General features: G+C 50.7%; 10 protein-coding genes and 1 riboswitch. Of the genes, 6 read left to right on the top strand and 4 right to left on the bottom strand.

Annotation, left to right across the window (positions count from 1 at the left end; all coding sequences use genetic code 11):
• Positions 1 to 78 precede the first annotated feature (78 nt).
• Positions 79 to 1317: a dicarboxylate/amino acid:cation symporter gene (locus Q0577_RS04205; RefSeq protein ID WP_298733122.1), complete on the top strand. Its 1239-nt coding sequence runs from the start codon at positions 79 to 81 to the stop codon at positions 1315 to 1317.
• Here Q0577_RS04205 and Q0577_RS04200 read toward each other — a convergent pair whose 3' ends face one another.
• From Q0577_RS04200 to Q0577_RS04190, 3 genes are all read right to left on the bottom strand, one after another.
• The gene (locus tag Q0577_RS04200) at positions 1318 to 2685 is read right to left on the bottom strand and encodes an amidohydrolase family protein (RefSeq protein WP_298733120.1); all 1368 of its coding nucleotides are present in this window, start codon (positions 2683 to 2685) and stop codon (positions 1318 to 1320) included.
• Positions 2686 to 2709: 24 nt separating this feature from the next.
• Positions 2710 to 3945: a cystathionine gamma-synthase gene (locus tag Q0577_RS04195; protein WP_366883835.1), complete on the bottom strand. Its 1236-nt coding sequence runs from the start codon at positions 3943 to 3945 to the stop codon at positions 2710 to 2712.
• Positions 3946 to 4124: 179 nt separating this feature from the next.
• Positions 4125 to 4239: riboswitch (SAM riboswitch) on the bottom strand.
• 235 nt (positions 4240 to 4474) lie between these two features.
• Positions 4475 to 5377, bottom strand: coding sequence for an AraC family transcriptional regulator (locus Q0577_RS04190; RefSeq protein ID WP_298733118.1), 903 nt, complete (start codon positions 5375 to 5377; stop codon positions 4475 to 4477).
• A 183-nt stretch (positions 5378 to 5560) separates the two neighbouring features.
• Here Q0577_RS04190 and Q0577_RS04185 point away from each other — a divergent pair, with 183 nt between their 5' ends.
• Positions 5561 to 6547, top strand: coding sequence for an aldo/keto reductase (locus tag Q0577_RS04185; RefSeq protein ID WP_298733116.1), 987 nt, complete (start codon positions 5561 to 5563; stop codon positions 6545 to 6547).
• A gap of 62 nt (positions 6548 to 6609) precedes the next feature.
• On the opposite strand, the gene Q0577_RS04180 is transcribed toward Q0577_RS04185, so the two are convergent.
• On the bottom strand, positions 6610 to 7536 hold the full coding sequence (locus Q0577_RS04180) for an NAD-dependent epimerase/dehydratase family protein (RefSeq protein WP_298733114.1): 927 nt from the start codon (positions 7534 to 7536) through the stop codon (positions 6610 to 6612).
• A gap of 123 nt (positions 7537 to 7659) precedes the next feature.
• Here Q0577_RS04180 and Q0577_RS04175 point away from each other — a divergent pair, with 123 nt between their 5' ends.
• The 4 genes from Q0577_RS04175 to Q0577_RS04160 all read left to right on the top strand — a co-directional run bounded on the left by Q0577_RS04175 (position 7660) and on the right by Q0577_RS04160 (position 13933).
• Entirely contained in the window at positions 7660 to 8277 is a 618-nt protein-coding gene (locus Q0577_RS04175) for a TetR/AcrR family transcriptional regulator (protein WP_298733112.1), read from the top strand.
• Positions 8278 to 8387: 110 nt separating this feature from the next.
• On the top strand, positions 8388 to 9791 hold the full coding sequence (locus Q0577_RS04170; protein WP_298733110.1) for a TolC family protein: 1404 nt from the start codon (positions 8388 to 8390) through the stop codon (positions 9789 to 9791).
• A gap of 16 nt (positions 9792 to 9807) precedes the next feature.
• Positions 9808 to 10884 carry an efflux RND transporter periplasmic adaptor subunit gene (locus Q0577_RS04165; RefSeq protein ID WP_298733108.1) on the top strand — a complete coding sequence of 359 codons (1077 nt, stop codon included), beginning with the start codon at positions 9808 to 9810 and terminating at the stop codon, positions 10882 to 10884.
• A gap of 10 nt (positions 10885 to 10894) precedes the next feature.
• The gene (locus tag Q0577_RS04160) at positions 10895 to 13933 is read left to right on the top strand and encodes an efflux RND transporter permease subunit (protein WP_298733106.1); all 3039 of its coding nucleotides are present in this window, start codon (positions 10895 to 10897) and stop codon (positions 13931 to 13933) included.
• The last annotated feature ends 4 nt before the right edge of the window (positions 13934 to 13937 follow it).

The following is a 13937-nucleotide window of genomic DNA, read 5'->3' as shown; positions in this document are numbered from 1 at the left end:
TATAAGTTGTTAGTTATCTGTTTACAGTTTTTCCTTCATCAAAATACAATAGTTCTTATTTTTATCAAAACTAATATCATGAACGGTACTTTCCTGAAGAACTACGGCAATATGATCTGGTTATTATGCGGTATTATTGCCGGCAGCATACTGGGATTGATACTGGGCCCCCGTGTTACCATCCTGAAGCCTATTGGAGATATTTTCCTGAACCTTTTGTTTACCGCCGTAATACCGCTGGTATTCTTTGCCATTGCCACTGCCATTGCCAATGTAGACCGATCGCAAAAACTGGGAAAGATCATGTCTGTGATGGTGATGGTGTTTCTGGGCACCGTACTGGTGTCTGCTTTCTTTACGATCGTAACCATCTGGATATTCCCCATACATCAGCAGGTAGATACACAGGCCACCCTGACAGAGACGGTGCAGCAATTAACCCTGGGAGAGCAGATCACCGGACTGCTGACCACCGGAGAATTTTTTGAACTGTTATCCCGCAGGGCGATGCTGCCGCTGATCATCTTTTCACTGCTCACAGGTTTTGCCGTGTTAAAGGCGGGTGAGGCAGGAGAACCCTTTCGCCGCTTTCTCAACTCGGGAAACGAGGTAATGAAAAGCCTGGTAATAGTGGTAATGAAAGCCGGACCTGTAGGCCTGGGCGCTTATTTTGCCTACCAGGTGGGTACACTGGGACCGCAGCTGTTTGGTATCTATGGCCGTTCCATGGCGGTGTATTATGGTTTCGGCATCTTTTACTTTTTTGTGGGCTTTACGCTGTATGCATTTATAGCCGGGGGGGTACGCGGCATTAAAACCTTCTGGCGTAACAATATTGTTCCATCGCTCACGGCGCTGGGCACCTGCAGCAGTATTGCCACCATTCCCGCCAACCTGGACGGCACGGCTAAAATGGGCGTACCGCAGCACATCCGGAATATTGTGGTACCGCTGGGCGCCACCCTGCATAAAGACGGTTCCAGTATTTCCTCTATCGTGAAAATAGCGGTGGTGTTCACCATGTTCGGCAGGTCGCTGAACACGGCAGATGCCGTGCTGCTTGCACTAGGCATTACCGTTATAGTGAGCATGGTGGAAGGCGGTGTGCCCAACGGCGCCTATATCGGCGAGCTGCTGATGATCTCCGTATATGGGTTCCCGCAGGAGGCATTGCCGCCGGCAATGATCATTGGTACCCTGGTAGACCCGCTGGCTACGGTGCTGAATGCTACGGGGGATAATGTATGCGCGATGATGGTGACCCGTTTTACGCGGACAAATAATTCCCAGCTGCCAGCTACCGAAGCCGGCGGATGATCAGAAAGTAAGGTCCATCTTCTTCCCTCCTCTCCATACTTCCAGAATTTTCCGGGTATTGCGGATATCCACGGTTGGATCAGCACCCAGCACAATGAAGTCCGCTTTCTTTCCCGGCTGTAAAGTGCCGTATTCTTTATCTATCCCTAACACCTGGGCCCCGTTGCGGGTAGCTGCTGTAATGGCTTTCAGGGGTGTAAGGCCCGCTTCCACCATCAGCTGCAGTTCCAGGTGCTCAGAAAAGCCCTGCGCCCGTACGGGGAAAGCGCCGGAGTCTGTACCCAGCAGTATTTTAATACCTGCGCTATCCAGCTTATGCAGATTGCGCTGTGCAGTCGCAAATGCTTTCATCTTTTTCTCGCGGGCCGGATCATTCTGCTGCTGCGTTTTATATGCTGGGCTGATCAGCATCTCCCACACCTCCGGTTCCAGGGAAGCCTTGAAGAAGGGATCATTGAGCCAGTCTGGCTGACCGGCGTATACAAAGTTATATTCATCCAGTGAGAGCGTCGGAATATAACAGGTACCTTTGGCCTTCATATCGCTGAGAAGTGCATTATCAATTTCCTGGTCGCGTATGCTATGCGCCAGTACATCTATACCTGCTTTTACGAGCCGGCGGGCATCTTCCAGGAAGTACACGTGGGCGGCTACACGCAGATGCTGGTTATGCGCTTCTGCGATGGCGGCTTCATACACTTCAACCGGTACTTTGGGTTGTGATCCTCCCCCATCGTCCACCCAGATCTTCACAAAATCCACTTTGAGGGATGCGAGCTGCTGAATGGCCTTTACGGCTTCATCTGCCGTGGTAGGGCGTAACACCTTATCTGCCAGGGTAGCGGGAGGTGCACCGCCTTCGGCCCCTATGCCATAACCGGCAGTATAAAAGGTAGCGCCGGGTATCAGGCCTTTATGCGAAGCATTGCGCAGCTGGAAGATGATATCGCGGTCCATCCCCAGGCTTAACACCTGGCTTACGCCGTAGGCCTGGTATTTCCTGAGCTGGCTGATGATGTTGCTCTGGGAATAGTTTTCCGGGCCGGACTTATTCCCCTTGAGCAGTCCCAGGTGCCCATGCATATTGATCAGTGTGGGCATCACCGTTTTACCGGTGCCATCTACCACACGGGCGGCGGGTGGTGCTACGGCGGTAGCGGGCAGTACCTTGGCGATATTACCATCCTGCAGCAGCAGGCTGACTTTCTTTTTAGGAGCAGCACCGGTGCCGTCTATCAGCGTAATGTTCTTCAGCAAGGTTGGCTTTGCCTTTACAGCAGGAGGCGGCTGACGGGCAAATGCGCTGCCGGGGCAGCAAAGCAAAAGCAGTAGCAGATAGCGGCACAGGTTCATAAGATAGCTGTTCATATGATGCAGGGTACCGGTTTAGCATCAATAGACGCCGGTACCGATTGCCGAAGTTAGTTTTTTCCCTGCTTTTTTAAAAGCCTGCTCCAGGTCGGCCACAAGGTCTGCTGCTTCTTCCAGTCCTACGGACAAACGGATAAGGCTATCCGCTACACCGGCAGCCCTGCGTTTCTCGTCCGGTATGGATTTATGGGTCATAGAAGCCGGGTGACATAAAAGGCTTTTAATACCGCCCAGGCTTTCTGCCAGCCTGAAACAGGAAGTGCTGGTAACAAAGGCCTGTGCCGCTTCTTCGGTATCGTTTTTCAGGGAGAAGGAGACGATGCCGCCGAAACCTTTCTGCTGTTTACGGGCAATGTCGTGGCCAGGGTGTGATGGCAGACCGGGATAGAACACCTTATCTACTTCGGGATGCTGTTCCAGGAAGCGGGCTATTTCCAGGGCATTGGCGCAATGCTGTTTAACACGCAGGTGAACGGTTTCTATACCACGGATCAGCAGGAAGCTGTCAAACGGCGAAAGCACGGCCCCGCAGGCATTCTGGTAGAATTTGATCTCGGCGCCCAGCTCGCGGGTACGGGTTACCACCACACCGGCAATCAGGTCACTATGGCCGCCCAGGTATTTGGTGGCGCTGTGCACCACGATGTCGGCGCCCAGTGATAAGGGCTGCTGCAATACGGGCGAAGCGAAGGTATTGTCAACACAAAGCTTGCAGTTATGCGCTTTTGCAATGTCTGCAATGGCGCTGATATCGGAGATCTTAAGCGTAGGATTGGTGGGTGTTTCCAGCCATATCAGGCGGGTGGCCGGCGTAATGGCGTTTACGATGGCATGCAGGTTGGAAGTATCTACATAATGCACCTTAATACCGAATTTCTCATACACTTTGCTGAATAACCGGAACGCCCCTCCGTAGATGTCGTCTACCGCAACAATCTCATCGCCTCCCTGCAGCAGTTTAAGGATGGCGTCTATAGCAGCGAGGCCGCTGGAAAAAGCGATACCGGTTTCACCGCCTTCCAGTCCGGCTACGATGTTCTCCAGCGTCTGCCTGGTAGGGTTGTTGGTACGTGCGTAATCAAAGCCTTTGTTAATGCCGGGCGCTTCCTGTACGAAGGTGGACGTTTGGTAAATGGGTACTGCAATAGCGCCGGTCAGTTCATCTACAGGAATGGAATGGATCAGTTGTGTGATGGTGCTCATCTCTTTTTGTTTTTTAGTTTGATGAAAAAGTTGTTTAGACAGGTTCTTCAGCAATGATCAGTTATCAGTGAATGCCGCGGCAATGCGGCTGTTGGGCACTGACAGCCAGATTGATAATAACTTTTCAAGAAAAGAGAGTGAGCTGGATAAGGAATGCCTTAAAACAAAAAAACTCACCTGGTAGTCAGGTGAGTTCTCTTTATGGTGTAAAAAACTTAAAGCAAACTATTACTGACTTATCTGCCCCGGAGTGTACCGGGATGGATGTAGCACCTTGATCGCTCTGGTGGAAGCGACTGGTTGCTAAGGCTTCATCGGGCCAATTCCCTCTGCCTTTCTTGATAAGTGATCTAAAGAACTGGGTGCAAAGATAGGGGCGGGTTTGGAAAATGCAAAAAGTTTTTTTGGCATGAGGGTGGTGTTATGAGAAACGGCAAACCACTGTTAACACCAGATTCATTTTCCTGTTAACATCTGATTAGTGCATTTTTTAGTGCAGGCAGCGTAATCTTGCACCGACAAATTGTAGTGTAAATTCTAGGCAAAGTAACACAACCGCCCAGTCCTGGGTGGTTTTCGCTTTTTATACAGACTGGGAGGACCTGTATTCATTGGGCGTAAGCCCTACTTTCTGTTTAAACAGGCGTGTAAAATGCTGGGGATATTTAAAGCCCAGCTCATATGCTACTTCACTGACCGATTTACTGCTGTCAAATATTTTCTCCTTGGCAATATCGATCACTTTGGATTGAATATACTCCTGTGCAGAGATCCCTGTCTCCTTCTTCACCAGGTCTCCAAAGTAGTTGGGTGAAAGGTTCAGTTGTGCCGCACACCATCCTACTGCCGGCAGCCCATCGGCCAGGGGCTTATCTGTTATGAAGTAATCATCCAGCAAACGTTCAAATCTCTCCAGTGCACCTTTATGGGCGTTATCGCGGGTGATGAACTGCCGGTCATAAAAGCGGATGCAATAATTCAGGAACAACTCAATATTGGCAGCAATCAGCATCTTGCTGTGCTTATCTATGGCATGTTCCAGCTCATATTCAATCTTTGCAAAACAGTCCAGCACCAGCTGACGTTCTTTGTCTGAGAGATGCAGGGCCTCACTTACATGATAAGAAAAGAAAGAGTATTCCTGTATACGCTTCCCCAGCGAAGTACCGCGGATGAACTCCGGGTGAAATACCAACGACCATCCCTTGGGGGTAAATGACTTTACCTTGGCTTCAACGCCCAGCACCTGTCCGGGTGCAATAAACACCAGGGTACCTTCCTGGTAGTCATATAAATTCCGGCCATACTTCAGGTCGCCACACTTTACTTCCTTCAGAAAGATACTATACAGCCCGAAATGATATTTGCCTACGGGCATCGGCTGCGCCTTTGACAGGTCAACAACACTCACCAACGGATGCAGGGTGGTTACGCCGCGTATGGCATTGTACTGTGCAATGCTGTCTAATTTTACGATCTCTTCCATAGCACCTCGTTTCTGCGATAAAAGTACCACATAAAAACAGCCTGCGCACAGGTATTTCGCCCAATCAGTAATTTTGGTAGGTGAATCCGTAATAGGTATACTATTTCCGTCCTCCATCACCAGACCTTTGCATCGGAAGTTTTTTGGAACAACCAACAGTATTAACCGTTAATAAATATCAATATGAAAAAGAGATTACTGGGCAACAGCGGCCTTGAAGTATCGGCACTTGGCCTGGGTTGTATGGGATTGAGCTTTGCCTACGGTCCGGCAGTTGACAAAGAGGAAGGCATTAAATTATTACGCGCCGCCTTCGATGCCGGCATTACCTTTTTTGATACCGCAGAAGCTTACGGGCCCTTTACCAACGAAGAGCTGCTGGGCGAAGCCCTGGCCCCCATCCGCAAAGACGTGATCATCGCCACCAAATTTGGTTGTAAGAATGCTATTCCTGCCCAGGGAACCGATAGCAGGCCGGAGAACATCAGGGCCGTGGCAGAAGCCTCTTTAAAGCGGCTGAAAACCGATTATATCGACCTGTTCTATCAACACCGGGTAGACCCTGCTGTACCGATCGAAGAGGTGGCAGGCACCATACAGGACCTGATAAAGGAAGGAAAGATCAGGCACTGGGGACTTTCTGAAGCAGCACCCGCAACCATCCGTAAGGCGCATGCCGTACAGCCGGTGGCCGCCCTGCAAAGCGAGTATTCACTGTGGTGGCGCGAACCCGAACAGGAGATCCTTCCCCTGCTGGAAGAACTGGGTATTGGCTTTGTGCCTTTCAGTCCACTGGGCAGAGGCTACCTCACAGGCGCCATCAATGAAAACACACAGTTTGACAAAAACGATTTCCGCAACACCCTCCCCCGTTTTACAGAGGAGAACAGGAAAGCCAACCAGGCGTTGGTACTGCTGATAAAAGACATTGCCCAGGCAAAAAATGCCACTTCTGCACAGATAGCACTAGCATGGCTGCTGGCACAAAAGCCCTGGATCGTACCGATACCCGGCACCACTAAACTGAGCCGTTTGCAGGAAAACATCGGCGGCGTAACTATTGAGCTGACGGAAGACGATCTGCAGCAGATAGCAGCTGCCGCAGCAAAGATCAGCATCCAGGGCGCCAGGTATCCTGAAATGATGCAGCGCATGGTGGAAAAAAAATAGGCTTTCACTATGCTTTCAGTATGCTTCGGGGATGATTGTTAAAATAGTATGGGCTGTATGACCTACCTCGCTGCGGCAATCGCCGCTGCAAGTCCGTCTTCATAAGATGTGGGCCTGAAATGAAAACGCTGCTCAAACTTAGTGGAGTCAAAGAAATAAGGCTCCGTGTTCTGGTACATCATTTCATGCAGCTCACCGATGGTCGTATTAAAAAAACCGGCCAGCCTTACCATAAAGCCATTCAGCCTGGAATAGGAAGGCTTTACGCCCAGCAGGGAAGCGATCAGCGCTATATACTCCTTACCGGTTAGCGCGGGATTATAAGTGGGCATGTGCCATATTTCATTATCACTGGCAGGATTGCTGCCCAGCAGGTACAGTGCCTTCCCTGCATCGGGCGTATAGGTATAACTGTGAGGCACATCGTCGCGGCCCAGCCAGTTCGCTTTCTGATTTTTCAGCAGCTTCTGGATCACCAGGAGGTTTAATATACCCGTAGTATCTGCGTCCGGGCCATAGAAATCAGCCGCGCGGGCAATACTGGCCTGAAGGTTACCTGCCTTTGCTTCGTCCATCAGCTGAGTGGCGATACGGGCGCGGATCTCCCCTTTCTTACTGGCAGGATTATACGGCGTGCTTTCAGTCATGGCGCCTTTTACCAGGCCATACATATATACATTGTCGAAGAAGATCAGCCGGGCATTGGCGGCTTTACAGGCATCTATTGCATGCTGCATGATCTTTGGCCAGGAAACAGCCCATATCTTATGATCATAGGTAAGTCCTGCGCAGAGATACACCACAGCAGACCCGGCAACAGCTGCCCTGGTTTGCTCATAGTCCAGCAGGTCTGCCGCTTTTACCTCTACATTAACATCCATGGATCTGGGCTGGCGGCTCACCAGCCTTACCTTTTGATTGTTGGCCAGCAATTCTTTTGTCAGCTCTTTCGAGATAATTCCTCCTGCTCCTAAAATTGTGTGTATCATAGCGCTAAATTTAAATGTTCATTCCTTAGACGGTAAAGACGATCCAAAGTAGAAAATATTGTGAAAAAAAATATTTGGTTTACTAAACACTGTTCAGTAAGTTTGCATTGTAAATAAAATAACATGGGCATTGCTGATAGAAAAGAAAGGGAAAAGCTGGAGATGAAGCGTCTGATTATGGATGCCGCCATGCGCATGTTCGTGGAAGCAGGCTATGAAAAGACCTCCATCAGGGCCATCGCAGAGAAGATTGAGTATAGTCCGGCAACTATTTACCTTTATTACAGAGATAAAGACGACCTGCTATATGATGTACAGGCCCAGGGCTTTGCCCAGTTGCTGGAACTCTTCCAGCAAAAGGCCACTGCAAAAGATCCGTTTAAAAGACTGGGACAGATCGCGAGGATCTATGTCGATTTCGGCCTGGAGCATCCTGATATTTATGACCTGATGTTCATTATACGGGCGCCCATGAACAAAGTAGAGGAAGAAGGCTCCAAATGGCTGAACGGAGAAGCCTGTTTTGCATTTGTAGTAACTACCCTGGAAGCCTGTATAGTAAAGAAACAGATCAAATTTACGGACACAATGGTAGCGGCATTATCCATCTGGTCTATGCTGCATGGTATTGTATCATTAAACGTACGCTGCCGGATCAAGGTATCTAACCTGACTGAAGCGGAGATCCCCGGGGTGATAGATAGCTCGATAGAGAGCTACCTGGGGATGATAAAGGCGTAGTTAATTAATTCGCAATGAGATAGTGGCCATGGACAACTGTAGCGTCCGTGGCGGTTTAAGCTTTTTCACCAAAAGCTTTTTTTTAGCATATTAACTAAACAGTGTTCATTATGTCAACAAAGATTATCAAGTTACTGGCATTCATATTAATAATGCTGATTACGGGTGCCGGGGTCACTCCGGTAGCTGCACAGAACGGGGCACTGGAACAATATATACAGGAAGCTTTCACCAATAACCAGTCCTTACAGCAAAGGAATTTCCAGCTGGATAAATCGATGTATGCCTTGGATGAAGCCAGGGGCATGTTCCTTCCGCAGGTAAGCGTGATGGGCAGCTATACCAAATCCAGCGGCGGCCGTACAATCGATGTGCCGATAGGTGACCTGATGAACCCTGTATATGCTACACTGAATGAGCTGACAGGCAGCCAGAAATTTCAGTCGGTCAGCAACCAGTCTTTCCTGCTGAACCCCGACAATTTCTATGACGCAAAAGTGCGTACCACGCTCCCGCTGATCAACACCGAGATCTGGTACGCCAAACAGATCAGGCAGGAAGACATCACCCGGCAACAGGCGGCGGTGAACGCCTACAAACGCCAGCTGGTGAAAGACATCAAGAGCGCCTATTACCGTTATTTCCAGGCAGCAAGATCGGTAGACATTTACCTGAACGCACTGGAACTGGTGCAGGAGAACATCCGCGTAAATGAAAGCCTGCTGAAAAACGGTGTACGCAACAGCACCGCCCTTACCCGTGCAAAAACAGAGCAGCAGCGTACACTGGCGGCCATCACCGCCGCCAGGAACAACCAGCAGAACGCACGGAGCTATTTTAATTTTTTGCTGAACCGCCAGCTCACAGACAGTATCGCTACAGACAGTGCAGCGCTGACGGTTATCAGTGAGCAGTCACCCGCCGTTAATGAAACGGGCGATCGTCTTCTTCCGGATATCAGCCGGCGGGAAGAACTGCTGCAGCTGGACAAAACAAAACGGATCGCACTGCTGCAGCAGAAACAGCAGCAGTCCGCCATCATTCCCAGGGTGAACACTTACCTCGACCTTGGGTCTCAAGCCTACAACTGGGACTTCAATCATAATTCACGTTACTACATGTGGGGCGTTAACCTGCAGTGGGACCTTTTTACCGGCGGGCAGCGCCGCGCCAAAGCAAGACAGGCCGCTTCTGACGCTGCTGCCGCAGCAGCCATGTATAATGAAACGGCCCAGCAGCTGCGCCTGGAGCTGACTACCGCCAGGAATAATTTCCAGACGGCGCGCAGCAATTATCAAAGCGCGCAAACGCAATTGCAGCTGGCAGAAAAATATTATACCGACCAGGTGAAAGTATACAAGGAAGGACAGCTGCTGTACCTCGAACTGCTGGATGCACAGCAACAGCTCACCAACGCCAGGCTGGAAGCATTACAGGCCTACGCACAGGTACAAATAGCACAGGCCGAGATAGAACGGGCACAAGCCACTTATCCATTACCAAATCAACAATAACTTAATCAGCTTTTATATGAAAACTATTCACGCTTTACTGCTGTTAACGGCTGGTGCTGCGCTGTTGAACGCCTGTGGCAGTAACTCTGCCGCCTCGGAAGTTCCGGCTCAAACCGCCATCCCGGTACAACTGCAGGCGCTTACCGCCGAATCACCAGCGCTGAGCATACCGGTATCCGGACAATTTACCACGGATGATGAAGTAGTCCTCTCCTTCAAGACAGACGGCATCATACAACGCATCCTTGTCAAGGAAGGCGATGCCATCCGCAAAGGACAAACCGTAGCCATCCTGGATCCTACCGAAATAGACGCCCAGGCCCAACAGGCACAGCTGGCATATGAAAAAGCACAACGCGATTACCAGCGTACCAATAACCTGTACAAAGACAGCGTATCTACACTGGAACAGCTGCAGAACGCGAAAACCGCGCTGGATATGGCACAACAGCAACTGCGCTCCGCACAGTTCAACCGCAGTCATGCCGTGATCACCGCGCCCCGCAATGGTTATGTACTGCGCAAACTGGCGAATGAAGGTCAACAGGTAAAATCAGGGAATGCCGTGATACAAACCAACGGCGCTTTGTCCGGCAACTGGCTACTGCGTGTAGCCGTCAGCAATAAAGAATGGGCGGCCATTCACCTGCAGGACAGCGCCGAAGTGGAAGTAGAATCTGTGCCCGGTAAAATCTTCCGGGGCGTGGTATCCCGCAGAGCGGAAGGAGTAGACCCGGTAAGCGGATCGTTCATGATAGACATCCGCCTGGCAGGAGAAAAACCCGCGGCCATTGCTTTTGGCATGTTCGGTAAAGCCAATGTGCATACCAAAGGCGCAGCAGTTACCAGTGGCAGTGTTGCAGGCCCCTGGAGTATTCCCTACGATGCCCTGCTGGACGGGGATGATGGCGCCGGTTATGTGTTTGTGACAAATGACGGTAAAACTGCCAAAAAGGTAAAAGTAAGTGTGGCGGCGATGGAGAAAGACAGGGTGATCATCAGTAAAGGACTGGAAGGCGCAAAAGATCTTATCATATCCGGAAGCGCGTATTTAACAGACAGTAGCAGTATACGCGTAGTGAAAAACAACTAAACCTTTTCAAATGAAAATATCTGATTACGCGGTAAAGAACTACCAGTTCACCCTGGTCATTTTTATCATGATCATCGTACTGGGCATCACTACCATCATGAACATGCCGCGTTCCGAAGACCCGGAAATGCGCGCACCCGCCTATACCGTGATCGCGGTATACCCTGGCACCAGTCCGAAGGACATGGAAGAACTGGTTGTAGATCCGCTGGAAAAAGAAATTTACGCCCTGGAAGATATCAAGCATGTTCGCAGCACCATCAGCGACGGACTGGCCGTTATCCGCGTGGAATATAAATACAGCAGCAATGTAGATAACAAATACCAGGAGGTGGTACGAACCGTGAACAATAAACGGCGCGATCTGCCGCAGGAAAACCTCAGCATCGATATTCAGAAGCAGCAGCCATCTGATGTGAACATTATGCAGATAGCGCTGATCTCTGAAAATGCGCCCCGCGATAAACTCAGGTACCATGCTGAAAAGCTGCAGGATGAACTGGAAAAGCTCACTCCACTGAAGAACGTGGAGATCTTCGGCTTACCGGAGCAACAGGTGCGTGTGGAACTGGACCTTGAAAAACTGGCCCAGCTCAACCTGCCCATCGGCAACGTGATCAACAGCCTGCAGAATGAAACCATCAGCATCCCCGGCGGCAGCGTAGACGCAGGTAACCGTGTGTTCAACATCAAAACCAGCGGCAACTATCACAACCTGGAAGAAGTAAAGAACACCATCGTATACAGCAATAACGGCCGCAATCTCTTCCTGAAGGATATTGCCAAAGTATACTACGGTTATGACGATGTATCCTACCAGACACGCCTCAACGGCTTCCGCTGCGTATTTGTGGTGGCCGCCCAGAAAGAAGGCGAGAACATCAGCAAAACGCAGGAGTTGTACAAGCCGCTGATCGAAAAATTCAAAAAAACGCTGCCCGCCAATATTGACCTGGTACAGCACTTTGACCAGGCAGACAACGTAAACCGCCGCCTGGGCAGCCTGGGAAAGGATTTCATTATCGCGATCCTGCTGGTGGCCATCACCCTGCTGCCACTGGGTTTCCGGCCATCCCTGATCGTGATGATCTCTATCCCCCTCTCCCTCGCTATCGGTATTATTCTGCTGCAGCTGATGGGCTATAACCTGAACCAGCTGAGTATTGTTGGACTGGTAGTGGCCTTAGGCCTGCTGGTAGACGACAGTATTGTGGTGGTGGAAAACATAGAACGATGGATACTGGAAGGACATAGCGCTATGGATGCCACCCTGAAGGCTACCAAACAGATAGGCATGGCCGTAGTAGGTTGTACCGCCGCCCTGATCATTGCTTTTATGCCACTGGTATTTATGCCGGAGGGCGCAGGTGATTTTATCCGCAGCCTGCCGCTGGCCGTGATACTGAGCGTACTGGCCTCCATGCTGGTATCGCTGACGATCATCCCCTTCCTGTCCAGCAAACTGTTGAAAAAACATGACGGTCATCCGGATGGCAACATCTTCATGCGTGCGCTGAAACGCCTGATCCATGGCAGCTATTCCCGCCTGCTGGACAAAGCCTTACAGCGTCCTGCACTCACGCTGATCTCTACCGTAGTGATCTTTGTGGGCGCGCTCTACCTCTTCGGCGCGATAGGCTTCAGCCTCTTCCCTGCATCCGAAAAGCCGCAGTTCCTTATCAACATTACCGCTCCGCCGCAGTCTAACCTGCAATACACCAACAGTATAGCAAGGGATATAGAATCGGTGCTGAGAAAAGAGCCCGCCGTGAAATACTTTGCCACCAACGTAGGCAGGGGTAATCCGCGGATCTATTACAACGTGATACCGGAGAACGAGCACAGCGAGTTTGCAGAGATCTTTGTACAACTGGATGAACATACCAACCCGGAAGACAAGCTGGCGCTGATAGAGAAGCTGCGCAAACAATGGACGCCCTACCCCGGTGCAAAAGTGGAAGTGAAGAACTTTGAACAGGGGCCACCGGTAGCCGCCCCCGTGGAAGTACGCCTCTTCGGCGATGACCTGGATACGCTCAGAGCCCTGGCCGGTCGCGTGGAAGGCATGCTGCAACGCACTCCCGGCACCATGTATGTAGACAACCCCGTGAGCCTGCTGAAGAGTGATATACGTGTGGCCATCCAACGGGAAAAAGCGCAGCTGCTGGGCATCCCCTCCCTCAATATAGACCGCACCGTACGCCTGGCCGTAGCAGGATTGAATGTGGGACAGTACACGGATAATAACGACAATGATTACAATATCCTGCTGACCCGCAGCCGCGAAGGCCGCCCCACATTGGACGCCTTCCGCAACCTCTACGTGAGCAATACACAGGGCAAACCTTACCCCCTCGGACAAGTGGCCAATCTGAAGCTGGAAACATCCCCGGTGAACATTATCCACCACGAAAAAAGAAGAGTGGTAGCAGTGAAAGCCTTTGTGCAGAAAGGGTTCCTGGTAGACCGTGTGATCAATGATGTGATCGGGAGAATGGACCATATGGCCCTGCCTGCGGGCTATAGCTATGAGATGGGCGGCGAGGTGGAATCCCGGAACAATTCCTTCGGCGGCTTCATGAGCATTGTGCTCGTTACCATCTTTATGTTCATAGCCGTGCTGATACTGGAGTTCCGCACCTTCAAAAGCACGCTGATCGTATTATCTGTTATACCATTAGGAGTGGTAGGCGCAGCTGTAGGATTATGGCTCACCGGCAATTCGCTTTCCTTTGTGGCGATCATAGGTATGATAGCGCTGGCAGGTATCGAGGTAAAGAATACCATCCTGCTGGTAGACTTTACCAACCAGCTGCGGCAACAGGGCAGATCACTGGAGCAGGCCATCAGGGAAGCCGGCGAAGTGAGATTTTTACCCATTGTGCTGACATCATTGACCGCCATTGGCGGACTGATACCCATAGCCCTGTCGAACAACCCGTTGATTGCGCCGCTGGCAATTGTGCTGATCGGGGGATTGATCAGTTCTACCTTACTGTCAAGAGTGGTGACGCCGGTGGTGTATAAACTGATACCACCGAAAGTATGAGGAG

Source organism: uncultured Chitinophaga sp., assembly GCF_937898475.1.
In the GTDB taxonomy this organism is placed as follows: domain Bacteria; phylum Bacteroidota; class Bacteroidia; order Chitinophagales; family Chitinophagaceae; genus Chitinophaga.
The sequence above is the reverse complement of the archived record's forward strand: the minus strand, read 5'-3'. Positions and strand labels throughout refer to the sequence as shown.

Coding starts and splice junctions, on each gene's coding strand:
- Q0577_RS04165 (WP_298733108.1), top strand. CDS start 9,808: ATGAAAACTATTCACGCTTTACTGCTGTTAACGGCTGGTGCTGCGCTG.
- Q0577_RS04205 (WP_298733122.1), top strand. CDS start 79: ATGAACGGTACTTTCCTGAAGAACTACGGCAATATGATCTGGTTATTA.
- Q0577_RS04180 (WP_298733114.1), bottom strand. CDS start 7,536: ATGATACACACAATTTTAGGAGCAGGAGGAATTATCTCGAAAGAGCTG.
- Q0577_RS04190 (WP_298733118.1), bottom strand. CDS start 5,377: ATGGAAGAGATCGTAAAATTAGACAGCATTGCACAGTACAATGCCATA.
- Q0577_RS04175 (WP_298733112.1), top strand. CDS start 7,660: ATGGGCATTGCTGATAGAAAAGAAAGGGAAAAGCTGGAGATGAAGCGT.
- Q0577_RS04185 (WP_298733116.1), top strand. CDS start 5,561: ATGAAAAAGAGATTACTGGGCAACAGCGGCCTTGAAGTATCGGCACTT.
- Q0577_RS04200 (WP_298733120.1), bottom strand. CDS start 2,685: ATGAACAGCTATCTTATGAACCTGTGCCGCTATCTGCTACTGCTTTTG.
- Q0577_RS04160 (WP_298733106.1), top strand. CDS start 10,895: ATGAAAATATCTGATTACGCGGTAAAGAACTACCAGTTCACCCTGGTC.
- Q0577_RS04170 (WP_298733110.1), top strand. CDS start 8,388: ATGTCAACAAAGATTATCAAGTTACTGGCATTCATATTAATAATGCTG.